This window comes from Alphaproteobacteria bacterium, assembly GCA_019746225.1.
Classification (GTDB): Bacteria; Pseudomonadota; Alphaproteobacteria; order Paracaedibacterales; family VGCI01; genus VGCI01.
In genome coordinates, this window is record JAIESE010000027.1 from 15586 (window position 1) to 41046 (window position 25461).

The following is a 25461-nucleotide window of genomic DNA, read 5'->3' on the forward strand; positions in this document are numbered from 1 at the left end:
AAATCCCTCTATATTTTAATGATATCAGTTTATTGAAAATTTTATACATTTTTTTATCTAAAATTAATCTTGTTGAAACTTTTTGTGTGGTTTGATGGAAAGGAAGAGTATAATAAGGGGTGAATTTTAATGGCCGAAGACCGCCAAACAGAACCGGAAGAACCAATCAGGTACGGAGATGCCTTACTCCAATGCTTAGAAATCATTTCGGGTTTGTTAAATTATCGCGTCTCGGCAGAGTCCTTCAAAGCAGGCTTGCCCATTGGACCCTCCGGGTTTGCACCGACCTTATTATTAAGAGCAGCTGAGCGATTTCAATTTATATCCAAAATTGCAATCCGAAATCTTCAAGACATAACACCCCTAATCCTGCCGTGTATTTTGATGTTAAAGGGAGGTAGAGCTTGTGTCCTCGTAGCTTTGGACAATGATTATGCCACTATTTATTTTCCTGAAGATAAGAAATCGCCAAAAACCGTACCGCTATCGAAATTAAACGAAATCTACACTGGTAGAATGATCTTGGTTGCTCACAAACCATCCCCCACAGCCCATTTAACTTCTACACCGTTAAAATGGTTTTGGGATACTTTAAAAGTATTCAGCTCAATCTACACACAAGTAGTTTTATCATCTGCATTAATTAACATATTTTTATTAGCAGGAACTTTGTATGCAATGAATATTTACGACAGAGTTCTGCCAAATAAAGCTTTTGACACATTACTTGTCTTATCGGTGGGTATTTTTCTTATTTACTTGTTCGACTTTCTTTTACGTATGTTAAGGGGGTATTTTATAGACATCGCCGGGAAGAACGCAGACGTTTTGCTGGGAAGTTTTTTGTATGAACGTATCTTAGGTCTCCAATATATTCACCGGCCAGCATCGTCAGGTGGACTTGCCCACTACTTGCGCGAGTTTGAAGGCGTTCGAGAGTTCTTCTCCTCCACAACCATTGTCAGCTTAGTTGACATTCCATTTGCAATATTATTTTTGGTGGCCATTGGTATGATTTCAGTATCCATGGTCATCGTACCGATCATCGCTATTATCCTGATCATTGGCCTTAGCTTTGCGATGCAACCAAACATGAAGGGATCTGTCAAAAATCTCTTAACCCAAATGGAATACAAGCACGGGATTCTGATGGAATCTTTGACTGGTTTAGAAACCGTTAAATCGATGAATGCTGAAGGTCGTATGCTTCATAAATGGGAACAGTCTGTCTCAAGTACTGCACTTGCTGCTAATAAAGTTTATTACATGACCTTGCTGACCTCTAACGCCATCTTTTTCATTCAAAACGCTGCCTATGTATTTTTGATTGTGATTGGTGTGTATGAAGTAGCCGCGGGGACTTTATCTGTAGGTGGATTGATTGCAGCCACGATTCTAACAACACGTGCTATTGCGTCGATGGGAAGCGTCGTGGCTTTGACAGCTCGATTTAACCAGGCATACACCGCCTTAAAATTGTTGGATGTCATCGTGAACTTACCCGCCGAACGTTCTGCCCACACCCGCTATGTCCACAGAGATAAACTATTGGGAGACATCGAATTCATTGATGTCGACTTTTCTTACCCAGCCCAAAAGTTAAAAGCATTAAAAAATATGTCCTTCAAAATAAAGGCTGGAGAAAAAGTTGCGCTCATCGGACGAATGGGTTCTGGAAAAACGACGATCGAAAAATTGATTCTGGGCTTATACCAACCGACTTCAGGAACCATATTAATTGATGGCATCGACGTTCGTCAGTTAGATCCAGTCGAAGTTCGTGCAAATATTGGTTATGTTTCTCAAGAAGTCTATCTCTTTCGAGGAACGGTACGCGATAATATCAGCATTGCCAGCGCGGTCTCGGATGATGAACAAATCCTCCAAGCTGCAAAAATTGCAGGCGTTGATGATTTCGTGCGTCATCATCCAATGGGGTACGATATGCCCATTGGTGAAGGGGGTTCTGGATTATCAGGTGGCCAACGCCAATCAATTGCTGTAGCAAGGGCCTTGATTCATAATCCAACAGTCTTACTCTTGGATGAACCTTCCGCCTCGATGGACCCAGAATCTGAATTTAATTTGATCAAACGTCTGGAAGCTATGATTCCTGACAAAACACTTATTGTCGTAACCCACCGCAATTCGGTTCTAGCTCTCGTTGATCGGATCATGATCATTGATCAAGGACGTGTCGTGGCAGATGGTCCTCGTGATAAAATATTAGAGATGTTAACAAAAGGATCGATACAATCGAAGGGAGAAGAGGCAAATGTCACATCCTCCTGAACATGATTTAGATTATCTTCCCCCGCGAGCAGCTGCTTTTTTGCGGGTAGGACATAAGAAATCCTACCTCGCTCAGAAAATCATTTTCTTGTTTTTTATATTCTTCCTGGTTTGGGCCAATATGGCTGAATTGCATGAGGTAACAAAGGGTACGGGTAAGATCATTTCATCCAGCCATCTTCAAACAATCAATAACTTAGAAGGTGGGATTGTTAAGGAAATTTTAGTACGCGACGACCAAGTCGTGGCACAAGGGCAAGTTCTTGTTCGTCTGGATACTACTATTTCTCAAGCTAAATATACGCAAGATCTCGAAAACTATTTGCGGTTTCTTGCAACAACTGAACGATTACGTGCCCAAATTTCAGGTCAGGTGGCCTTCATTCCCAGCCAAGAACTTCAAACTAATGCTCCAGGGCTTGTGATGCAAGAACAAGAACGATTTCGATCTAATAGAGAAAAGAAGGCAAACGATATTAAAATTGCTGAAAAAGATTATCAAATTAAGAAACAAGAACTAGCAGAAACTAAATCAAAATTGACAGATTCTCAACAACAATACAAACTTGTCTCCGAACAGATTAGGCTCACCAAACCTCTTGCTGAGAAAAAAATCTATTCAAAAGTTGACTTTATTAAGCTTCAAAGAGATCAAGTAGAACAGGGCGCTCAGCTCAAATTAATGAAAGTAACTTCAAAGCGACAGACCGTAGCCATGAATCAAGCAAAAGATAGATTAGATCAGGTGCGAATCCGTTATCATACTGAAGATTTACAAGAACTTCGAGATGTGGAAGGAAGGCTCGCTGAAGCAAGAGGGGCTCAAACCACAGATAGAGACAGAGTTGTACGCTCTGAAATACGTTCCCCCATAACGGGAACAATTCGAGATATCAAAGTAAGAACAGTAGGGGCAGTTATTCAACCAGGAGAGGCCATTTTGGATATCGTGCCTTTGAACGATACTTTATTGGTGGAAGCTCAAATTCCACCTTCTGATATCGGATTCTTACATGAAGGAATGCCCGCAACCATCAAAGTAACAGCATTTGACTTCAGTACTTGGGGGGGCTTAGAAGCCATCATTTCTGAAATTAGTGCGGATACAATTACGGATAAAAGGGAACAAAGTTATTACCGCGTTTATTTACGGACGAACTCAAATGTCCTTTCAAAAAATGGCAAATATCAAACGATTTTGCCAGGAATGCAAGTCGAAGCCGACATTTTGACCGGCAAAAAAACAATTATGGAATATTTCATGAAGCCATTCACACGGGCCCTACAAAACGCCATGACCGAAAGATAAAAGCGAGCTTCAGGAATGGGAAAACGATTATACTGAAAGACGCTTCATAACGAAGCGATTCATAGCCCAAACGAATGATGGGTATAAACTAATGGTCATGAAGACCCCTGGAATAAGGGGAATAATTCCCACCCATTCATGTTTAATACAGGAAAAAAGCGTCGCACAGATAAGGCAATCCATAAGGGCAAAGAGACCAAAACCACCCCAAACCCACAGAAACCGTTGTTGACTTAAAATTCTCTTTTGCGTTAGAAGAAGACCGTAATTTATCAAAAGACGCAAAGCCGAAAAACCTAAGGGATAGGCGTAAATACCGTCTTGAATCAGACTAATCAAAATCAATTGTTCCACGGCGATAAGATCCGAGCGATAGAGCGTCCAATAGTAAAGGATGATTAGAAATAAGGTCGGCTGTATGCCAAGTTTTTGCCAAAAAGGAAGGACTGTCATACATAATGTGAAGACTAAAAATGAAAAAACGAGTAAGCGACGTTTCCAAGCTTGCCAAAGAACCGATTCTTCACTATACATCATGTGGATTAGAGGCCAGCTAGAATCGTGACGAACGCAGGCGTTTCTTTAACAAATGGACGGGCCTTAATCGTATCACTTGTTACTTCCGTCACAACCGCAACAGGCAAGCCCCGTGGGAAAACACCTCCATAACCAGATGTGACCAAACGGTCGCCAACCTTGACTTTAACTTTCGCACATTTCTCCAAGTGAATGAGCTGAAGGTCAGTGCCATTCTGCCCCGCAATAACCCCGTGATCTTGGGTAGATTCAACTTCGACAGGAATCCTCGACGACAGGTCTGTTAAAGGCATCACACGCGCTGTTGTGGCCGAAAAACCCCCAACATCACTGATACGTCCCACAACACCATCCGCCGTGATCACGGGTTGACCTTTCAAGATACCATTTTGCTCTGTTGCCTTAATCGTCAGAAGCGCATTCATGCCATCGCTCACACGGCCAACAACACGGGCAGATACGCGCTCAATTTTTGGATCAGGAACAGCTTTGACGAGGTGCTGCAATTGCTGTTGATCCAGAGTTTGTTGGCGTAATGATTGAATCAAGGATAGATGATGCTCATTCTCTTGGCGAAGCGCCTCAACTTCAGTGCGCAAATCCTGATGGGTGCGCAAAACATCACTCCAGGAAGCTAACGCCGTAAAGGGCTGACTTACCAAATCAACAATCGGTACAGTTAAGTCCAGCAACACGGCATTCAATTGATGAACAGCTTTGTTATCCCGAATGGACAAGGTGAATACAATGAGAGCCCCAACAAGAAAGGAAAATAATCCCATGGGGAGAGGATGCTGGGCCAAGGAAAACCGATTCAACGCCTGAGGAACAAAGGCCGACCGGGAGCGCTGACGCTGCGGGTGGAAGGCTTTCAATCCGAGAGGGGTGAAATGAGTCATTAAATTGCGGTTACCTCTTGAATAAATTGGACTATTTCAGCTCCTAACGATTGTGACGAATGTCGAGAAAGCGAAGAACTAGCCTCATATTATAGAAATTTGAGGAGAGTTTAAAGAGCCTTTTTAAACAATTTTTAATACATGCTCACCAAAACATTTTGGAGCGTTTTGATTTCTTCCAACGCATGGCCCGTTCCTTGGACAACGCATGTTAAGGGGTTTTCTGCAACAAAAACAGGCAAGCCGGTTGCTTGGGATAAAACGTTATCAAGGTTCTTCAGCTGAGAAGCCCCCCCGGTCATGACAATCCCCCGGTCAACGATGTCGGCGGAAAGTTCCGGTGCTGTATTTTCAAGGGCTGTCTTAACCCCATGGATAATCGCAGCAACAACTTCTGTCATGCTCTCTGCAACTTGTTTTTGATTAATCTCAACTTCTTGAGGAACGCCATTGATCAAGCTGCGGCCCTTGATTAACATCTTGATTTCGTGACTATTTGCGCAGATCACAGCGGACCCAATTTCCTTCTTAATTTTCTCAGCAGTACTTTCCCCAATCAGCAGATTATGGGTACGGCGAATGTAATTGATGATGGCTTCATCCATTTTGTCGCCACCAACGCGCACGGAACAAGCGTAGACGATACCGCCAAGGGATAGGATGGCGACTTCTGTTGTGCCGCCGCCAATATCGACAACCATGGATCCGGTTGGTTCTGTAACAGGCAAGCCTGCGCCAATCGCCGCTGCCATTGGCTCTTCGATGAGGAAGACGCGTCGTCCGCCTGCACTTTCCGCAGACTCCTGAATCGCGCGACGCTCAACAGCTGTAGAGCCGGAAGGAACGCAAATAATGATTTGAGGAGCCGCAAAACTGCGACGGTTGTGGACTTTACGAATAAAGTGCTTAATCATTTCTTCAGCAACTTCAAAGTCAGCGATAACCCCATCACGCAATGGGCGAATGGCTTGAATGCCGCCAGGAGTCCTACCCACCATGAGTTTGGCTTCTTCACCCACAGCCAAGACTTGGCGCTTACCTTTGTTCATGGTAATCGCAACCACAGAAGGCTCATTCAACACAACACCCCGTCCCTTGACGTAAACCAAGGTATTGGCCGTGCCGAGGTCGATGGCCATGTCTGCCGAAAAACTCCCCAAAAACCGTGATAGTAATCGCAACGTTCGCATCCTTAATAGACTTATTATTTAATCCATACTTTTACGTGGAATAGGGGGCAAACTGCAAGTCTTTTGTGATAAAGGAAGAAGATAAATCCTTAAAATTATCCATAAAAACGGAATCTTAACCCTTTTGCCTTAAGATGAAGATAGAGCGTCATAAATGTTAGGAGTATTCCATGGGTAAGCTTTTCTCTCTTAGGCTATTTCTTCTATTGATTTCTTTGAATGTGTTCGAAGGTGCGGAAGCAATGCAAAAAATGCCAAGTGCTGCGGAACAAGAAAAATTAGACGCTATACGCCCTAATAGAAATGATATTCTCGATTGGACTGTCCCTTGGGGAATTAATATTGATTGTGTTGATAAAAGAGTTCATGAAGCAAGAGTTAACAGCCTTGATCATGTCGAGCCCTGGACAAGAGTCTCTATCTATCAGACACACAAGTCAAAAGATAAAAAACTTTCAAAAGAATACGCCGAACTGAGCAACTCACAATATAAAGAAAAGAAGGATTTAAAAGAAAAAATAGACCGAAATAAGGCAGGTATGAATGCAATGGGTAAGACTCTAAAAGAAAGACTGGATCTTACTCAGGAGCAACTAGATGCCTTACCCGATAGAGATGAATGGAATGAAATGAAAAAAGAGGGGACCGCCGAGTTATGTAAATATTCTCCCAGCAGCAAAATAAAGAAAGCAGAAAGTGCAGGTTCTACGCGCGCTCAGACACCAACACTCCCACCGGCGAGAAAGCGCAGTACTGATCCATCTGCTCCGCCTGAGTATGTTGGTCAGCCTCCTCTCAAAAAGCAGGATTCTAAAACACTGAACCTTCCCCCTCAAAGACCTGTCCCACCTGCTCCTGTGAGAACGCGTAGTGATCGGGACCCATCAGCACCTCCTGCCCCTCTCAAAAAGCAGGATTCTAAAACCTTTGGAGATTAATTCGAGGAATGTAAATGACCGTATTCTCAAGGGAGGACCAGAAGTCCTCCCTTTTTTAATGATCCTGAAGGCATTTCGTGATATAAGTTAACGTGAGTTGGGGGATTGTAACTCCGAATAGATGAATTATCCCTATAAACTTACCATCAAATTCAAAAATACATTGAAATTAGTAATGAGCAATACAATTTATATATAAAACACTATTTTATTATATGTATAATTCTAAATTAACAAAATATGATGCATTTTATTAAGGAAATTTTATGAAAAAATATTTACTGTGGACCTTCTTGGCGATATCGCCCTTACAATCCTTTGATAAAGGGGAAGAATTTTTTGAGAAGAAAGAGTACTTAGAAGCCACAAAAGCCTTTTTGACAGAAGCGCCCGTCAATGATGTGCGTATTTATGCCTATCTTGATCATATGAATCAGCAAGGTCTTGTCAAACCGGCTGACTTAGGTGAGCCCCTTTGCCAAGTCTGGGCCGAGCGTCTTAGCCATGTTCCTTACGTTCCGCTTGGCTTTGGAATGGGAGATATTCATCTCTCCATCTCCCTTTTGGCTCAAAACTTTTATACCCCGGGACAAATATCCCCGGAAGAAGCCATGAAAAGTATTCAGAAACTCAGTGAAATTAACCAACTTGGATTCGGTTATCATATCCTTGGTCGATATTTAGAATTAAATCTTCCCACGGACAAACCAAAGAAGAAACTCCAATACCTTCTTCAGTATTTTGAAGCGGGAGCAAGCTTTGCCCATATCCCTTGCATTTTGACCTACGGCCGATTGGCAACAGAGCATGAAACAGAAATAAAGAGGCACAAGATTAAACTGAAAAAGCAATACCTCAAAGAGGCTGAAATCCTTTCTGTTCAAATAGGAGCACCTAGATCAAAAGAAGAAGTACTCGCAAGTTTTTATTTAACCGTGCTCCCAGGAAACATGAAGAGAATTTTTCAACCAGATAAAACACGGCATAGCTTTCTAAATATAGCCTCTGCTCGACAAGGTAACGCAAATTTTCAATATCGGTTAAAATGCCATGCGGAGAGCCATCGAATGACAGATGAATTTAACTTTATTCGAGACATGCCAAACGAAGATTTGTACTGGGGGTATTTTGCCTCTCTCGGAGGCTCCCCAAATGCCCTTAGTGAGATGGGTATGTGTTTCATGGGGCTTGCTGAAGACTCACCTTTTCCAGTAAACCCTCGCGAAGCCGTGGTCTGTTTTGATAAGGTCTTTGAGCATGTCCGAGGGAACCCTTCTTCATGTGTGGAAGTGTTCTATATTAATGCCCTCAGATGCGCAGGTGGTCTTTATGATAAAGGGATGGGTGATGTTCCTATCGATGATGTCAAAGCTCTGCAGTGCCTACAGAAAGCCGCTGATTTATATGGAGATGGAAAATCCTTCAACAATGCTCCCTCCAGCCAAATTAATGCTGCAACAACAGCATACAACCTTGCTTGCTTTTTGGAAAAGGGAAGAGGTATGTCGGCACCTGATCTAGAAGCAGCAAAAAAGTATTATAATATGGCCTCCACCTTGGGTGATGGAAAATCATCAAAGATTATAGCTGAAGGTTTCTTATTTGGCTTACCTCCTTACAAGAAGAATCCTGGCTTGGCCTGCGCATTCTTGAAACGAGCAGAAGGTCAAGGTGATTTAAGAGCCTCACATTACCTATACCATCTCTTTAATCATTCCTTCCCCCCGGATAATTTGGAAGAAAATGACTACCCGTTCCCAAAAGACATCATTGAAGCCAAGAGACATCTCAAAATATGTGTTCAAGGGGGGCTCGAAGAAGCCTTTGAACATTGGCTAATTATGCTATTTCACGAAAGAGAAAAATTGCCCGATGATGAAGCCCGTATGTTGGTATCTTGTCTAACTGCTTGTTTGGAAAAGAGTAATGAGTATATCTCCGCTAAAGCAATGCTCCTTCGAGATGGGTATCGAGATTTAGTGCTCCAAGATAGCCAAAAAGCTTTCGAGTTGTTTGAAGTAGCAGCGTCTCAAAATGACCTCATCGCCATCAGTTGCCTGGGGCATTATTATGAGAGAGGGATGTGCGGTATCCCTCAATCTTATGAGCGTGCGGCGCAGTACTATTCACAATCATTGTCCCTGCCTACATCTCTTGTGAATCTTGGATTCATTCATGAAAAGGGATTTCTTGGAAAGAAGAATATCGACGAAGCCATACGGTTATATGAACTTGCCTATCAAATGGATAGTGGTCCCGCGGCCTATAATTTGGGGGCCCTTTACCAAAATGGATGGCATGGAAAACGCGCCAAGGAAGATCATGAAACGGCAATACAATACTACAAACAGGGGTGGATATGGGGTGATCCAGATGCCGCCTATCAATATGCATTCTATTTATATGAGGGCAAGCATTGTAAAAAAAATAAAGTGTTGGCAAGAGAAATACTATCGAGTCTAGATCCTGAAAACATCGAAGTAGCCTACAGTCTTTCAGCTGATTCAATCAGCCGTGGAGATGATAAGGGTTGGGATGCCATGGCAAAATGTGCAAGTAGAGGATTTACTATAGCCGAATATGTTTTTGGTCTTCGTCTATATCAAAATGCATTAAAAGAAGATCACCCGAATCCTGCTCCCCTCGTCGCCCAAGCGGTTAAGTATTTGAAAGCAGCAAGCATGAAAAATATGTCGGCTGCGACATCTGCTTTGCGTATCCTCGAGCGAAACGCACAGAAGAAATCAAATAACGAAGATTTAGGAAGGATATTTTATGAACTGTTTAAAGGAAATATAGAAGGGGCCAGAGCGGCTACTAGTGAAGCACAGCTGAAAAAAAGGCAACCAAAAGCTGAGCCAATTGACCTAGAAGCGGATGAGTATTTACAAACCCTTCAATCTAAGGATGAAATTGCTGCCCAGGAAAGACAGGTGAAATTATTAGAACGTTTCCTAGATCCTGACAACCGGAAAAGCATTACTCCCAAAGATCTTAAAAAAATCATGAAGGGAGCGATTGCTGAGAAGGGGGGTTATGATAAACCAACAAAGGGATCTGGCCGGAAAATGAAAGTTGGCAACCAAGTTCTCGGTTATCATAACAAGCATCGGTCTAATCAAAGCTCCAATGCAACTTTGGATCCTGGACGTGCTGGATCCTTCAGAAAGTTTGCTAAAGAAGTTCATGAAGATTTGAAAAAGGAGAAAGAAAGCAAGAAAGATGAAGATCTGAAATAAACGATAATCACAAAATGCCCTTGACGAAGGGGGGAATTTTAACGTTAGCTCAAGGATAAAGTGAGCGATAAAAAAACACCATAAAGGAGACCCCCCATGACACACACACTACCTACACTGCCTTACGACCTCAACGCTTTGGAGCCCCACATTTCTGCAAATACATTGACGTTCCATCATGGTAAACATCATCAAGCGTATGTCACAAACCTCAACAATCTCACGAAAGATACTGACCTTGCCGGAAAATCCTTGGAAGAAATCATCCATGCGACGGCCAAAAGTCCTGAGAAGGCTGGCATTTTTAACAATGCAGCGCAAGTATGGAATCACACCTTCTTTTGGAATTGTATGAGGCCAAATGGGGGAGGAGAGCCTACTGGTGATTTGAAACTCATGATTGATAAGGCTTTTGGGTCTTATGAAGACTTTGCAAAAGAATTCAAACAAGCAGCTATCACTCAATTTGGAAGTGGCTGGGCGTGGCTTGTGGCTGAAAAAGGGAATTTGCGTATTATGAAAACAGCCAATGCGGATCTTCCCATGGTGCACGGCGCAACAGCTCTGTTGACCTGTGATGTTTGGGAGCACGCCTATTATTTGGATTACCAAAACCGTCGCCCTGACTATGTGGATACTTTTTTGGCCCACCTCGTCAATTGGGATTTTGCCTCCATTATGTTAAGAGAGCCCCAAGGTCGCTAACGGATGTTTGCTGCAAACAATAACGTGAATGAGACTGGTAATGACGTCATTTCTTTAATAGCTCCTTGTTCTTTACCTCTCCCCTTGTGGGAGAGGTCGCCGATGAGCTATGCGAAGAGGCGGGTGAGGGGTGTTGTCCAACACATACCCATTAGCCTCTTGAAAAATAATTACTGCGGATACACTCCCCTCACCCGCCACAGTGCTCCGCTAGTGGCGACCTCTCCCACCAGGGGAGAGGTAAAAATACAGATATCTGGAAGAATGCCCCTTTCTTTAGTCTTCTTAACCCTATGCCTAAACCTCCTCCTCATGTCTCCCACATGTGCCAAAAAACCCCAACAAAGCAACGCTGTAGAGGATCCGGCTTCCTCTTGGGGGTTTACATACAAAAACTGCACCCTTGGAAAGCTCCAGGGAAATTTTTCTCTCCCTTTCACATTACGAGTGAAACCGCTCATTACCTCTATGTGTTTGGCTGCTCCTGCCCAAGCAGATCAGGACAAACAGCAAACTCTCATCGTTTCAGGAAACGTGCATGGAATCGAGACAACGCTTCGATTTGATTGGGGACATGAAACGCCAGCTTTGGCTATTGTAAAAGCATCAGGGGGTGCTCCCGGAAAGTGGTGGATTGTATTTGATGAAGGCGCATCCGTATATCTTCCTAATCTTCAAGAACGCCCCTTACCAGGTATCTTGAGTCTGAAGGAAATTCCTGTCAAAAAGGGGATTGTTCTTGAACTCATTACGACGCCTTATCAAACGCCCTTCGTTGAGAAAGAGGAGGCTACATGGCAAATCTCCTTTAATCCGACGACCCTTCCTCCATTTGAAAATGCCCCCATGCAATTGCCCCAATCGACCAAAGAGGGGCTCATCATAGGCTTGAAATCCCCAGGCATGGAAGTTCGCTTCACGGACCCCTTCACAGGACATGCTCTCGTTATTATTCCGTCCCACCAAGTTGGATTTAATATCCCCCAAGCCCAATCTTTTCCACAATTTCACATTTTGTCTTCCACACAAGGTGTGGGGTTTCAACTTCTAGACTATGATTTAACAATTCGATCAACCCCAATCCAAGCAGCGGTAATACACCCTCAAGGACTGAAGTTTTCCTCCCCCCAAGAGCGGACTCAAAGCCGAACGCGACCGATGCCCTTAAGCTACTTTGCAGATGCCAGAGACTTGGATTGGGAAGATCGAAAGCAGAAGATTAATGAAGAGTTGATGGATCTGCCCCACAGCCAACATGGTCCGGGAGAGTTGGAGCTTGCTTGGTTGATGTTGAGTTATGGCAAACCGTCTGAAGCGATGGGATATCTCACCCATCTGGCACATGAGCGTCCCAGCATCGCTAACATCCCCTTGTTTCAAATGCTTCAAGGGTTGGGGTATCTTCTCCTCAATCAATTGCCAGAAGCTGAAAATCATCTGCAGGTTGTCAGTCAGGAACCAGAGGTCCAGATATGGCTGACCTTATTAAAAGCGCTTCAACAACCCCCCTCTTTCACGAAAAATCCCGACGTCATGACACAGCAACGGGCTCAGTTCCAATTGGCAAAGACCATCTTGCAAACCTACCCTGCGCCGTTACGTAATCAAATCACGACCTTAATCCTCCTTGCAGGAATTGCAACAGATGATATGGAAACGCTCAGCTCTTTCATTGAGCAAGAGACGCGCCCCCAAAACTTGGGACAAGGAGAAGTATTTGACCTTGCAAAAACACGGGTCTTGATGACTCAAGACAAGCCCGATGCGGCGCTTCAGATGTTGGGTGAATTGATGGAAAAAGCCTCATCCCCCCTTGTGCGCGCCATTGCACGATTCGACTATGTGGTTTATCGCCTCAACACAAAGATGATGAGGGAAGAAGACGCCCTTCCCCAACTCGAGAACTTACGTCTCCAATGGCACAGCAAGTGGTTTGGCCGCCAAGTTGCTGCCTACCTTGCGGGACGGGAAGGAAGCAGGGGAAGTTAATCTCAAATTTACTTCAGCCATTCAGCCACGGATTTGGCAAAGGAACACTGTTCGGCTCCAGACTCGGAGCGATCGGCGTAGCCTTAACGACACCAAGATTCGAGAGAATCTTCACAATCGCTTTGTAGCTAATGCCCTTCGTTTCCCAGCCTTTTAAAGGATCACTCTCACGATCTTCCTCGTCCGTACTTGCGTCCTCATCAAACATCCAAAAATCTGGGTGAGCCATTATTCTTTTCGAGCTATCTTGATCACAATATACATTTTGCACATTTCTTCTCTGTTTCTCTGGTAAACTATCAAACCTGACTTTGAACCTCTCGATGAAATAGGAAGGCGTGAAGTGAGTTCCATACATCAAATTAAGAACTTGTTTAGAAGAGTAGTGTAAAATACTCCAGTAAATTTCTTGGGTATGAACATCAAACCTAACGATGGGTTCGAGCCCAATGTGCAGACCAATCAAATTTCGTAAGTATTGAACTTGATGAGCGCCCGAAGCGACCTCTCCCTCTAGTTTTAAAACATCATATTTTTTGTGCACCAAACACAATGCCTTATAAAAGTCATTTGTCCCTGAATTTATAAATTCATTAACAATTTGAGAAACCACACCTTTAATAACAAGCTCATAATCAGTCGCTAAGCACCCCAGTTGCATCTGGCTATAAACGTCGTTGATACCCATTTGAAACCCTTGAGAGCAACCTTGAATTTGGCCAAGAGCGCTTAAGAACCGCTCATCAGAAGCAGATAGAGTATCTTCAGTATTATCTACTATCACGGGATCAGTATCTTTTTCTTGAAGGGCACTCACAATATGCATAAATTTAACTTTGGTATCCGAGGGGGGGACTTTTTCCCCTCTCTCATCATGACTCAACGTCAGATAAGGTCTAAATCTTGCTTGTGCAACTGTTGGCATTCCTTGTCCCCATTGACTTTCCATAAAGCGCTTCGTACTCATGACTTTCTGTTGAAAGTAGCTCAGAAGACCCTCATGATTTTTTGGCAAATCCTGGAGTGTTATGGGTTTCCATAATTCATTGGCGAAAAAGACTGGACTTAAAGAGACATAAGTATCTTCAATAGCTTCATAGGCACACATAAGGTTTCCAAAATCAACTTTCTCACCGCGCCTTCTCATCAAGTTTTGATAGACGACAAACGGGCTCTCGGGTTTGTCTTTGAAATCTAAACGTAAACCCGCAGCAATGTATTCTTGATAAAGGCGTGTTTCTTCATGAATATTATGAAAAAGAAGAAAACTAAGAATTGGATCATGAATTCTTTGAACAAATTGCATATTTGAATCTCTTAAGGCATCCATGAGTAAACTTTCTACAGTTAGATACAAATTGAGATCATATTTCTCTGATATCAGACCCAGCAGGGAAAATACAGAAATTCTAACATGCCATGGCATCTCTTGCGTAAAGAGGGGTCCATCCAGCTTCGCGATAGCATGACACGCATCCACTTGACGCTGTTCATTCGTTATGTTCATAAGAAGCCCGACAATATCTGCTCTTTCATACCAGAAAGGGTTTTCCTTTATTGACTGGCACACAGGCAGAATTGTCTTGTTTTTTGTGAGATCTAAAAGAATTTGAAAGTGATTTTCCCCGATCTCATTCGTGAATAGAGCATCTTGAAAAGGAATGAAGGCTTTACACATCTCTTGCAGGGCTTCAAGACTCTCCCCTTTTCCAAGGGCCCTTATAATAAATGCCTTTAAGGGTGAAGTGACTCTTTCTGTGGCCTCCTCAAGAAAACATGTCCTTAGACCTTCACAGACCATACAGACCTTTTCTAAGGTTTTCAATTGGCCAAGGATATGTATGAGGTATCCTCCAGATCTCTCATTTGTGAAAAGAAGGGTCCCATACCTATTTATACCTTCGCATACTACTTTCAGGATTTCTTCATTTTCTAGTCTCCCGAATGCACCAATGATACTAGCTCTTTCAAATCCTTCTAAATTCTCTAAAAATAACATGTGACCACAAGCCTTAATGGCTCTACTTACGGACATGATGTTCTCTGGATTTTTCATACTTTCCAGAGCCTGAAGAATGGATCCTAAATGACTTACCTTTCCTAAAAATTGGGCGTCGCCACAGAAAAATAGGGCGTCACCACAGAAAAATAGGGCGTCGCCACAGACTTCAAGCCCTTGACATACTGCCCTCATCGTTTCTGGATCTTTCATTTTCCCGAAAGCTTCAAGGATTTCTGCAATCCCCGTTCCAGCAATCGTCTGGGTAAGAAAAACGTGGCCATAGGTCTTGACCAGCTCACATACAGCGCTCATCGTACCGAGGTCTTTCATGCTCCCGAGAGCTTTGATAATCGCTGCTCTACCATTCTTCCTCTCTTGATTGAAGAGTATGCCTTCATACCTCTTGACAACTTCACACGCAGTTTTCATCTTCTCTAGGTCTTTGAAGCTCCCGAGAGCTTCGAGGATTTCTGCTACCCCCGTTCCATCACTGATCTGAGTAAGAAGAACGTGACCATAGCTCTTGATCAACTCACATACAGCGTTCATCGTAGTGAGGTCTTTCAAACTCCCAAGTGCTTTGACAATTGACGCTCTTCCTTCCTTACTCTCTTGATTGAAGAGCGCGTTCTCATAGCACTTGACGACCTCACATACCGATCTGATAATTTTAGGATCCTTTAGATCTATAAGAACTTTAAGAATATATGATCTATCACGTCCATCCATCCCCTCAGTAAAAAGAGTACTACCACACATCGTTAGTCCGTTTCTTACGGCATTCAGTGTTTCTAAGTCAGTATTATCACTAAGAACTTCAACAATATATGATCCATCACGTCCATCCATTTGTTCTGTAAAAAAAGCATCCCCAACAATTTGAATCGCCTGACAAACGGCGCTCATCTTTCCTGAGTCTTTAAGGTTTCCAAGAGCCTTGATAAAGTAAGATCTATCCTGAGTACTCATTCTCTCAGTGAAAAGGGCTGCAGCATATGTCTTAATTGTCTGACATACAGCTCGTATAGTCTCTGGATCTTTAAGATCCCCAAGCGCATAAATGACCGATGATTTATCTTGAGTAGAGGTCTCCTTTGGGACAAGCGTACTGCCGCATAGCTTCAGTCCATCCCCTATGGCTGATATAATCTTCACATCTCCGAGCTTACCGAGGATATTTATCATATGGGATCTGTCATGATAAGTCGTGCTATCTGTGAAAAAAAACTGATCATTTGACACGATCACGTTGCTAACCATAATGATGGTTTCTGGGTTAAGGCTTGCAAGTGAACCTATTATGCATTCTCTATATTTAATTTTGTCATTTGGAATCAGATTAAGGATTTTGGTGCCACAGATCTTGAGGCCGTTGCAAACATTAACAATTGTCTGTGCATTTTCAAGATTACCAAGGTCAGGAATGAGCCCTCCTGATAAGGTTGGGTTGTCTAAAATCTGAAGCCCCTCACATACGTTATGGATCGTCTGAAGGTTTTTGAGACTTCTAAATTGATTTATGCTGTGACAGATTTCATCGGTACTCATTTCCCTAGTAAAAAGGGCGTTCCAGTATTTATTGAATGTCTGACAAATATCAGTGATCCTACTTAAATCTTCAATACCTCCAAAAGCTTCAATGATGTGTTTTTTGTCCACAGAGCTCCTACCCTCTATTCTTAATTTGTCTCCACAAACTTCAAGGCTTGAAGAGACAACTCTAACTCTTTCAGGGTCTTTAAGGTTGCTAAGAGCTGTAATAATTTTATGTTTGTCTGTTCCCCTCTTTTGTTTTCTAAGAAAAATATGACCAAACCTTTTCAAACTTTCACAAACCGCTACTGTTTTCTCCTGGTCCCTTATCCGACCAACAGCTCTAATAACTTCTATTCGGCTGTTGGCATCCATAATCTCTGTGAACAGTACATCCCCATAAGCTTCGAATGGAAATAATTCTAGAGTCGGTATTCCCCTTTTATCACCCACAGATCTTAAGTCTATAAGTTCTTCAAGAATACGTGTTCTTTCATAACCATCTATATTTTCAGGGAACAATAATTTACTAAAGTTTCTTATAATATCTGATAATCGATTCAGGCATTCATAATTTTTATAATAATTAAGATAAGATACGCCTGCATCCCAAAGACGACTTATAAATCTTGATCTCTCTTTGTTGTCCATGTCTTTCGTAAAAAACACATGCCCGAAAGCGGCGATGAACTGGGAGAGGTGTCGGATTATATTAGAATCTGTGATAAGTGAAATTTTGTGTATGAAATTTACTCTGCCACCAGCACTTGAATCCATGAAGATTAAATCAGCAGTTCTCAAGGATTCACACACCCCAAGTATCGTGTCTGGGTCATTCAGTCTTCCAAGAGCTTCAATAATTTGTGCTCTTCCCGTACCATTCATCTCTTTCGGAAGAAGAGCCTCTCCACACAGCTTTAGTCCTTCAACAACCCCTTGGATGAGCTTTATATTTTTTAAATTACAGAGAGCTTCTATTACTTTCACTCGATCATTACAATTCATGGTTATGGGAAAAAGGATAGGTGCATTTGCTTTGAGAGTTTTGCATAAAGGAATAATTAGGCGATCATCTCTTATGAAGGCAGCAATAACGTGAGATCTGTCATGCACCGTCATATCCTCTGTAAAGAGAGAATTCCCACTCTCTCTTTGTCCATCAAATACCCAATCGGCGAATTTAGGATTTTTATGTTTCTTCAGTGCTTCAAGGATGATTCTTAACTCTTTCGGACTCATTTTCTCTGGAAAGAATGCATTTCCGTAAGTGTTCAATTCATAAAATACCGACTTGATGAGTTTAGGGGCGTTTAATTCTAAAAGAATTGGAACACAAGCTTTTCTTTCATCGTTCATCATACCTTTGGCATAAAGTAAGTCCGTCAAGGTGAAGGTTGCTTCACAACTTTGCTCAATTGCTTGGGAGGTCTTCAGTCTACCGAGAGTAACTACAATTGCTCTTTTTTGAAATTCCGTCATGTCATCGGTGAATAATTTAGGAGCATGAAGGCGGATAGCCTCTTGTATAGGTGATGCAAGCCTTACCAAGGCTTGCTTGACTTCTTTTGGAAATTCAAAAGGTTGGGATATAGAGAGTGTATTTCTTCTGGGATGCTCACCCCCCTGCCTTTCATCTTCTGCGCCTTGAGCACAAAGAATAACTGACGTTGACGTGATCATTAACAATTGCAAGGTTGTTTTATTCATATATTCTTTTTCTACATCTTAAAATTATTACAAATATTGGGGTTATTCTGTGGACCCCTTGGCAAACCTTATTCTTACGAGATTCAAGATCTGGTTAGAGTTCTCCCCTAAACTGAATTGATGCTTCCAGTAAACTTTCAAGCTTTAGCGTATAAGGGAAGAAAGTACGATACCGTATAAATACGGTGATTTGGAAAAATGGGAAAAAACGTCATTATCTTTATATTCCAATAAATCAATATATTACGTATTTTTTACAGTGTATGAAACAACAGGGTCTTATCTTGTTTATTAGAACCTCTCGTTCTTCTATAGGAAAATGATTTGATTCTGACATTAATGAATTTCGAGTTTGTATTGTATGTATCTGCTCTAAAGCTTCTAACGCTTTAGAGAAAACAAGATATTTTTCTTGACATCCTGATTCTGGATCCTCATATGTATTAGGAAATGAACACTTTAAAAAAATGGATTTTTTAAGATGAGCCGGCTGGAACGCCACATAAACATGACTGTTCTCCAAGGGTTTTCGACCTTGGTTGCTCTTACATGTTCAAAATCCAAGTCCCTCAAGCGCAGCTAGCGCTTTATCTCTATTTTATCACCTTACAATTTGTTTTAATTTTTTTTCCCTGAACGGAAAGAATTTGTTTTATATTTTTATTGGGAGAGACCCATGACATCGCGACATACACAAGATAAAATTGGCCTTTGGCCGTTAACCTCCCTGGTGACAGGGAATTTGGTTGGTTCGGGCGTTTATTTGCTGCCCGCAACCCTCGCCATCTATGGAACCGTCAGCATTTTTGGCTGGATAGCCGCCTCACTCGGCGCCATCTTGCTTTCGTTGGTATTTGCAAATTTAAGCGCCCATCAAACAAAGACGGGCGGTCCGTATCTCTATGCCCGCGAAGCCTTTGGCGACACGGTCGGGTACTACGTTTGCTGGGGATATTGGGTACTCTCTTGGATGAGCAATCCCGCCCTTGCCATTGGTGCCGTCGGGTATATCTCCTCCCTTTGTGGGGGATTGAGTCAGATGACGCACTTCTGCCTGGAGGTCCTCGTCGTTGCTGGATTGACGGCCTTTAACCTGACGGGCCTGAAAGTGACAGGGCGTACAGAGCTCGTGATTACGATGTTAAAAGTGGTTCCTCTCTTAGTTTTGCCTTTGATTGGGCTCTATTATATTGACTTTTCAATCATCACATCCCACATCAATGTCTCTGACAAATCCTTCGGAATGGCCCTCAATTCTGCCACTCTGGCTGCCATGTGGGCGTTTGTGGGCCTTGAGACGGGAACCATTCCGGCCGGGCAAGTTTACAATGCTTCAAAGACCGTTCCCCGAGCAACCGTCTTGGGAACCGTGATCGCCGCCGCTGTTTATATCTTGGGCGCTATCGTCGTTATGGGCGTGGTCCCCCCTCAAGATTTGCTTAGCTCCAAAGCGCCATATGCGGATGCGGCTGAGCGAATCTTCGGCGGGGCTTGGGGCGCGCCTGTCACGTTTGCCGCCATCATCTCCTGTTTAGGAACCCTCAACGGATACCTGATCATTGTGGGTCGTATCCCTTATGGTGCCGCACATGACGGGTTGTTTCCAAAATTCTTCACGAAAACAACACCGCATGGAACACCCTATTGGGGCGTAATCATCTCGTCGTTTTGTTCTATTCCGCTTTTATTGCTCTCGCTGCAAAACAGTTTAATGGAGCAATTTAATTTTATTATTGAATTGGCAACTCTTCTTATTTTGGTAGTGTATGCCATATCCGTATTGGCCTATTTAAAATTAATGATTCGAGACGGAAAAATAACGCCTACAAAAATTGCTTTGGGCATCGGTGCTTTGAGCTTTGCCGGATGGGCATTGTGGGCTGCGAGCTTGAAAATGGTCGCCCTGTCTTTTGTGATTGTCCTTCTCGGCATCCCCATGCGTCTTTGGATGACACGGGCCAAGGTTTCTGTATAAGTTCAGATAGAAATGAGACGCTGGAGGGGGAGAACGGGCCCATCAATAGCCCTTGCGAGCCCCCTTCCAGACATTAAAAAAGGCCTTGAGAATAGGGATGTTAAAACACCTAAGCTCAGGAGGCCTTTTTATGCAGATCCAGAGATCGCACAAGAATATTTATAGATTATATGCTTATACCCGTACACAAGAATGTTTGGATGTGTACCGAAAAAAATATGGAAATCAAGCCCGACAATGGGAAAAAGAAGGTTTAATAAAGGCTACGCAATACCCTGGGGTATAAGGATTATAAAACCATGGTTATGGGTGAGCGTGTGCAAATTGATCATATGACAGTGACAAAAAACGGAATTTGCGTAAAACATTTTCAAGCTTGGGATCGACGATCTAAGTTTATGGATGCTGACATTTATTCCCATGCCAAGAGCTCTTCTGCCAAGAGATTTCTACTTGATTTGGTTAAGAAAACCCCGTTTAAGATTGAATCTATCCAAGTAGATGGAGGCTCAGAGTTTATGGCCGAATTTGAAGAGGCTTGTGCAGATCTTGGTATACCTCTTATTGTTTTACCCCCAAAAAAGCCAACTTACAATGGAGGCGTTGAGAGAGGTAATCGTATATTTAGGGAAGAATTTTACAACAGGAGCAACTTGTTAGCTGATTCTATTGGTGGAATCAGAGCTGAATTAACAAAGGCTCTTCATAAATACAATACCTATAGGCCACATAGAAACTTGAAAGGATTAACAACGATGCGGAAACAACCCTGGTAATGACAGATCTTATAGGATTTATCTGCCCGAAATTGAAGCTTGGGCGAATGATCAACCCGAATATTGTAACATCTTACGTGATGAGATGCATGGCACATTAACCGTTGACCGTGATGTCCTCGATGTACAATCTGGGAAAACTTTGAAAAAGAAAGAAGTCAATGACGTCGTGGTTAAACGTCTTCTAAAGAGCGCTGGATATATTGATTGGGAAGATAGGGACAACAAGTAGGGGGTTTGTTTCGTTTAATCTTGCTCGATCGGCTCCGGGGTTTCTTGAGATGTTTAAGAAAAGCAAAATCTAATCTATGTTTTGTGCTTGTAAGATCAAAGGAATATATCCTTGGACGATGTTTCTTTAATATGCTTTTAATCTGCCATTTGCTTTTTTCCCCCTAGGACTATAATAACTTAGGTCTTTCATAACTTTTAGGAGAAAAAAAGATGAGCGAAATTGTATGAAAACAAACCGCACCCCTCTATCAAGAATAAATGAAGTTGTTCAGTCTATAATCAGACAATTAACGCATTAATTAAAGCGGACATATCGCGAATTCGTAACCAAAAATAAAAAACTTGAAAAATTAGTAACGTTTCATTACATATATTCAAGAAACCATTAAACCCATAATAAGTTTTTTATATACCTATGAATACAATATTTTATACATTAGCCCTAGTCCTGAGCCTTATTGCGACAAACGTAACGCCTATTTTATCAATGGAAAATACCGGTCCACGAGAGAGTCTGCCTGGGTTCGTTCCCTTTCTAATATCCCAAGAAATGGAAGATACGGTTAAGAAATATAAAGAAATGGCCCCAAAATTGCACGAGAGGACAAAGGACGAGCTTCGCGGTATCATTATGGATTTGTGCAATGATCATGCAAATTTAGAAGCACAGGTATTCAACAAATATATGTACTATGTCAGAGAAAATAAGCTTCTGGATATTGATACCGTAATAGGCTATGAACCGTTATACACTATATACCAACGCAAACGAGATCTCGGATTGCGAGATTCTACAATAGAATTTATTCTTATGAATTATAAAGAAAAAGAATTAAGAGAATTTTTTGAAGATTATAATCTTCCAGAATTACGGGCGCTTGTTTATAGAATTTTCACACAATTATTACGATCGCATTTGGAACTTGCTGTTATAAATTCTAAGCAAAAATCTGGGTTTGCGCACTTCGATAGTGAAAAGTCTCTTTACGCACTAAGTGACGGGCAAATCAAAGAATGGGGGACTAAGTATTTTTTCATTCTTGATTATTATTGCGATGTTGTTTACGGAAAAAGTCTTTTGCAGCCTGTCACCAATTTTCCCTATGGTAAAAATATTGACGCTAATGTCCTTGATTTTACTATAGTGATAAAGAATAATCGCTTGGCACTTTACTGCGCGCATCAGAATCCTAAATTTGAGCGAACATGGTACCAGTTGCAACTAGCCAGTATCCTGAGCTGTTTGAGCTCTCCTCTGATCCCAAAATTTGACATTCCCCCCTTCTACCTAGCAGACTCAGGGACGACAAGAAAATCTAAAAAATTAAGTAAAAACCCAAGGAGCAATAAGTCTACGGTCTCTCTGGTAAGTGCCCCATTGACTGAAGGTCAAAGCCAACAAATTACAGAAAAATTAGAACGATACCGGGTGGAAGCAAATATTATTAGCGATTTATTAATAACCATTGCTGATATCGAATATAAAGCCAGAAACCAAAGTGAAGAAAAAAAGAACGATGAGGTTAGAAGCTCGAACAAGGAAAGGGAGGAATTGGAACGGCAGGTCGAAAATTCAACTAAGTTAAAAGAACTTTACTTGCAGAGAATCCGCGCGCTTATAGACGAGCTGAAGAGAGCCAAAAATATTCCAGAGGAATTAAAAAGTAAATTAGATGCGCAGCAAACAAAAATTGACAACCAGAGACATCAACTCACCAAGAATGAAGAAACAATAAAAAGGTTACAGGGAGAGCTAGCGAATGCTCACGATGAGCTGCAACAAAGTTCAGCCAAGCTCAGGGAAGCAAACTTAGGCAACCAACGTTTGGCTAGCGAGGTAAAAGAATTGCAAGAAGTCACTGCATCATCAAGTAAACTTGGAACTTCTCATCCTGGTGCTGTAAAACGACATTCCACTTTTCAAAAGCGTTTACAGAGAGTTGTGCGTCAACAACGCTCATCAAGAGAGACTCCTGGAGTTAAGGGTGATAAGCATCGGTCAGAATTCAACCGTAGAGATCCCAAATCACACGCCATGGTTCGTGCAAGCGACAAACAGAAAAATTCTTCAGCTAATGATAATAATGCCCCTCTCACTCGAGTTGCAGCAACACAAAACAGGAAGCCCACGACAGACCCAAGATTTTGGTATCATGGTGCATTAAAGAAAGTAAAGAAACAGAAAGCGAAACTTGGCAAAGAAATTCAATCACTCAATAATTCTTTAGCAATAATCACAAATACAAATCAGGAATTAAGTGTCCAATCGTATGTCTCGAAAGTGCAGTTGGAAGGTTACAAGGAAGTGTTAAGGGAAAACGTAGTGCGCTCTGCTGTACTTAATGAGTTATGCAAAGAACTGTTAGACAAACTTAGGCAAAAAAATGATTATATTGCTCAGCTGGAAACAATCATAGAGTCGCCTGATGAGCCTCAGCAAGAAGATCCTTTTGCATTGGGTGAAAAAGAAAATAGTGACGAGTCAGAGGGAGAAACATTCTATCCACATCAAGACTATAGCAGCGATACGGAATAAAAATAAGACAAACTCAACAGCTGGCAACAGCATTGAGAAATTACCGTAACGATACCCTCTGAAGGAGAGATGGATGGGGACGAATCCTATTTTGTTGGGACCCGCAAAGGTAAAATCGTTGGGGATGGTACCCATGCGGACCTTCTCGTAAACTGTCCGTTGTACAAATCCATCTGGGTAGTGCAAATTGGAGGATTTTTGGCGGATGAAGGAAATCATGAATAAGCACTCGAGGGCTTACTTGAGTCTCAAACCCTATGAACTCGTACATTTCTTTGAATCAGGCTTGATAAACCTATCGAAGTTTCCTATAGATGGGGAGCGGGTGCGGGCGTAGCTCAATGGTAGAGCAGAAGCTTCCCAAGCTTACGACGGGGGTTCGATTCCCCTCGCCCGCTCCATTATACAGAAATTACCCTGATCAAATCCATATGGCTGATGGCGTAGATGTCATTATTTTGGAGAAGTCTTCGTTCAATCTTGTTGCCATTCTTCCACGCCGTGGAAGAATGGCAAAGTGAATTTGTAAAAAAGTATATCAAACAACCCGTGTCATACCCTGACGAGCAACAAAAGTGCGGGAAAAGTGACTGCGTGCCTCGGCCTCAATACCCTCCATAATCGCATCATCGTGTTCAGGATTGTGGTGGAATAAAGCAAGATCTTGAATCGCTGCTGCCTTAGCCAGAGCAACCGCCTGATTCCAGGTCGAATGCCCCCAGGTAGGGAATGCCGCAAATTCTTCCTCTGTAAAGGTCGCATCATAAATTAATAAGTCGGTGCGCTGAATAAATTCAACCAGTTCCGCGTTAAGTTCTCCTGGTGTGTGGGAGGTGTCCGTAATATAGCAAATCGACTTATCCCCAATATCCACGCGATAGCCCGCACTTCCCCCCGGGTGGTCCAAAGGAATGGTTGAGACTTTTAAAGACCCTACGGAGAACTGGCCGTGGGGTGGCACATCAACACAGGTTCTTTTGCAAGCAATTTGGTCCCAAGGAACAGGAAAATAAGGGGGTGAGGTGACACGCCCCAGAACGGCTTCGATGCCGTCACTTGTGCTCTTTTCAGATAACAAACCGCTAGCAATCACGGTCAGTTCAAAATCTGGCTGATGCAAGGGTTTAAAGAAGGCAAACCCGCTGATATGGTCTGCATGGGCGTGTGAAATGAGCATTGTTGCTCCCCTTAAACCACGCTTCACCATGTCATCACCCGCATCGATAAGTCCCGTGCCTGCATCAAATATCAGATAGTGATCACCCACTTCAAGAGTAACACAACTGGTATGACCCCCTACTTTTGCAAATGCGGGCTTACATTGAGGGCAACTTCCGCGTACACCCCAAAATGTTACCTTTATGGCATCCCCTCTATGCATTCCCAACCCCTGTTATGCTTTGTATTCTGTGGTTCTCATATTAATACAGATATTGTAAAATTATATCATTTCTTTTAGATCGTGTATATTATGCAATAAATGATGTCGCATTTTGCGAATGGCGCGAACTTCGATTTGTCGAACTCTTTCTTTACTGATTTTTAACTGTCTTCCAAGATCTTCTAACGTTGCGGGTTGCTCAGCTAAGCGCCAGACCGT

The 25461-nt window shown here is 42.4% G+C and carries 16 protein-coding genes, 1 tRNA gene and 1 pseudogene; 12 read left to right on the forward strand and 6 right to left on the reverse strand.

Annotated features, from left to right (window positions below):
* Positions 1 to 129 precede the first annotated feature (129 nt).
* Positions 130 to 2292: a type I secretion system permease/ATPase gene (locus K2Y18_05300; protein MBX9805154.1), complete on the forward strand. Its 2163-nt coding sequence runs from the start codon at positions 130 to 132 to the stop codon at positions 2290 to 2292.
* Positions 2276 to 3601, forward strand: coding sequence for an HlyD family type I secretion periplasmic adaptor subunit (locus tag K2Y18_05305; GenBank protein MBX9805155.1), 1326 nt, complete (start codon positions 2276 to 2278; stop codon positions 3599 to 3601). The genes K2Y18_05300 and K2Y18_05305 overlap by 17 nt, the downstream gene beginning before the upstream one ends.
* Before the next feature lie 27 nt (positions 3602 to 3628).
* On the opposite strand, the gene mreD is transcribed toward K2Y18_05305, so the two are convergent.
* The 3 genes from mreD to K2Y18_05320 form a co-directional block, all read right to left on the reverse strand.
* On the reverse strand, positions 3629 to 4138 hold the full coding sequence (gene mreD / locus K2Y18_05310) for a rod shape-determining protein MreD (protein MBX9805156.1): 510 nt from the start codon (positions 4136 to 4138) through the stop codon (positions 3629 to 3631).
* 5 nt (positions 4139 to 4143) lie between these two features.
* Positions 4144 to 5037, reverse strand: coding sequence for a rod shape-determining protein MreC (gene mreC / locus K2Y18_05315; GenBank protein ID MBX9805157.1), 894 nt, complete (start codon positions 5035 to 5037; stop codon positions 4144 to 4146).
* A 134-nt stretch (positions 5038 to 5171) separates the two neighbouring features.
* A complete protein-coding gene (locus K2Y18_05320; GenBank protein ID MBX9805158.1) occupies positions 5172 to 6227 on the reverse strand; it encodes a rod shape-determining protein in 1056 nt (351 codons plus the stop codon).
* A 170-nt stretch (positions 6228 to 6397) separates the two neighbouring features.
* Here K2Y18_05320 and K2Y18_05325 point away from each other — a divergent pair, with 170 nt between their 5' ends.
* From K2Y18_05325 to K2Y18_05340, 4 genes are all read left to right on the forward strand, one after another.
* Positions 6398 to 7165, forward strand: a complete 768-nt coding sequence (locus K2Y18_05325; GenBank protein MBX9805159.1) for a hypothetical protein — start codon at positions 6398 to 6400, stop codon at positions 7163 to 7165.
* A gap of 266 nt (positions 7166 to 7431) precedes the next feature.
* Positions 7432 to 10404 carry a hypothetical protein gene (locus K2Y18_05330; protein MBX9805160.1) on the forward strand — a complete coding sequence of 991 codons (2973 nt, stop codon included), beginning with the start codon at positions 7432 to 7434 and terminating at the stop codon, positions 10402 to 10404.
* Between the two features lie 96 nt (positions 10405 to 10500).
* Positions 10501 to 11109: a superoxide dismutase gene (locus tag K2Y18_05335; GenBank protein ID MBX9805161.1), complete on the forward strand. Its 609-nt coding sequence runs from the start codon at positions 10501 to 10503 to the stop codon at positions 11107 to 11109.
* 102 nt (positions 11110 to 11211) lie between these two features.
* Positions 11212 to 13098, forward strand: a complete 1887-nt coding sequence (locus K2Y18_05340) for a hypothetical protein (protein MBX9805162.1) — start codon at positions 11212 to 11214, stop codon at positions 13096 to 13098.
* Positions 13099 to 13111: 13 nt separating this feature from the next.
* Here K2Y18_05340 and K2Y18_05345 read toward each other — a convergent pair whose 3' ends face one another.
* Positions 13112 to 18340: a hypothetical protein gene (locus K2Y18_05345; protein ID MBX9805163.1), complete on the reverse strand. Its 5229-nt coding sequence runs from the start codon at positions 18338 to 18340 to the stop codon at positions 13112 to 13114.
* A gap of 676 nt (positions 18341 to 19016) precedes the next feature.
* Between K2Y18_05345 and K2Y18_05350 the strand changes: the two genes are divergently transcribed.
* From K2Y18_05350 to K2Y18_05375, 6 genes and pseudogenes are all read left to right on the forward strand, one after another.
* On the forward strand, positions 19017 to 20315 hold the full coding sequence (locus K2Y18_05350) for an amino acid permease (GenBank protein MBX9805164.1): 1299 nt from the start codon (positions 19017 to 19019) through the stop codon (positions 20313 to 20315).
* 130 nt (positions 20316 to 20445) lie between these two features.
* A pseudogene (locus K2Y18_05355) lies at positions 20446 to 21091 on the forward strand (integrase core domain-containing protein).
* 85 nt (positions 21092 to 21176) lie between these two features.
* Positions 21177 to 21323, forward strand: a complete 147-nt coding sequence (locus K2Y18_05360) for a hypothetical protein (protein MBX9805165.1) — start codon at positions 21177 to 21179, stop codon at positions 21321 to 21323.
* A gap of 417 nt (positions 21324 to 21740) precedes the next feature.
* The gene (locus K2Y18_05365; protein ID MBX9805166.1) at positions 21741 to 23861 is read left to right on the forward strand and encodes a hypothetical protein; all 2121 of its coding nucleotides are present in this window, start codon (positions 21741 to 21743) and stop codon (positions 23859 to 23861) included.
* Between the two features lie 69 nt (positions 23862 to 23930).
* A complete protein-coding gene (locus K2Y18_05370) occupies positions 23931 to 24086 on the forward strand; it encodes a hypothetical protein (protein MBX9805167.1) in 156 nt (51 codons plus the stop codon).
* A gap of 102 nt (positions 24087 to 24188) precedes the next feature.
* Positions 24189 to 24262 (forward strand) — tRNA-Gly (locus K2Y18_05375).
* Between the two features lie 137 nt (positions 24263 to 24399).
* Here K2Y18_05375 and K2Y18_05380 read toward each other — a convergent pair.
* Both K2Y18_05380 and K2Y18_05385 read right to left on the reverse strand, forming a co-directional pair.
* The gene (locus K2Y18_05380; protein MBX9805168.1) at positions 24400 to 25242 is read right to left on the reverse strand and encodes an MBL fold metallo-hydrolase; all 843 of its coding nucleotides are present in this window, start codon (positions 25240 to 25242) and stop codon (positions 24400 to 24402) included.
* Between the two features lie 60 nt (positions 25243 to 25302).
* The coding region (locus K2Y18_05385) for an RNA polymerase factor sigma-32 (protein ID MBX9805169.1) at positions 25303 to 25461 on the reverse strand (159 nt) is incomplete at its 5' end.

Bases quoted from the DNA above. Each gene is read 5' to 3' on its own strand.
- K2Y18_05300 (MBX9805154.1), top strand. From the start codon at position 130: ATGGCCGAAGACCGCCAAACAGAACCGGAAGAACCAATCAGGTACGGA.
- K2Y18_05305 (MBX9805155.1), top strand. From the start codon at position 2,276: ATGTCACATCCTCCTGAACATGATTTAGATTATCTTCCCCCGCGAGCA.
- mreD (MBX9805156.1), bottom strand. From the start codon at position 4,138: ATGATGTATAGTGAAGAATCGGTTCTTTGGCAAGCTTGGAAACGTCGC.
- mreC (MBX9805157.1), bottom strand. From the start codon at position 5,037: ATGACTCATTTCACCCCTCTCGGATTGAAAGCCTTCCACCCGCAGCGT.
- K2Y18_05320 (MBX9805158.1), bottom strand. From the start codon at position 6,227: ATGCGAACGTTGCGATTACTATCACGGTTTTTGGGGAGTTTTTCGGCA.
- K2Y18_05325 (MBX9805159.1), top strand. From the start codon at position 6,398: ATGGGTAAGCTTTTCTCTCTTAGGCTATTTCTTCTATTGATTTCTTTG.
- K2Y18_05330 (MBX9805160.1), top strand. From the start codon at position 7,432: ATGAAAAAATATTTACTGTGGACCTTCTTGGCGATATCGCCCTTACAA.
- K2Y18_05335 (MBX9805161.1), top strand. From the start codon at position 10,501: ATGACACACACACTACCTACACTGCCTTACGACCTCAACGCTTTGGAG.
- K2Y18_05340 (MBX9805162.1), top strand. From the start codon at position 11,212: ATGAGCTATGCGAAGAGGCGGGTGAGGGGTGTTGTCCAACACATACCC.
- K2Y18_05345 (MBX9805163.1), bottom strand. From the start codon at position 18,340: ATGAATAAAACAACCTTGCAATTGTTAATGATCACGTCAACGTCAGTT.
- K2Y18_05350 (MBX9805164.1), top strand. From the start codon at position 19,017: ATGACATCGCGACATACACAAGATAAAATTGGCCTTTGGCCGTTAACC.
- K2Y18_05360 (MBX9805165.1), top strand. From the start codon at position 21,177: ATGCATGGCACATTAACCGTTGACCGTGATGTCCTCGATGTACAATCT.
- K2Y18_05365 (MBX9805166.1), top strand. From the start codon at position 21,741: ATGAATACAATATTTTATACATTAGCCCTAGTCCTGAGCCTTATTGCG.
- K2Y18_05370 (MBX9805167.1), top strand. From the start codon at position 23,931: ATGGATGGGGACGAATCCTATTTTGTTGGGACCCGCAAAGGTAAAATC.
- K2Y18_05380 (MBX9805168.1), bottom strand. From the start codon at position 25,242: ATGCATAGAGGGGATGCCATAAAGGTAACATTTTGGGGTGTACGCGGA.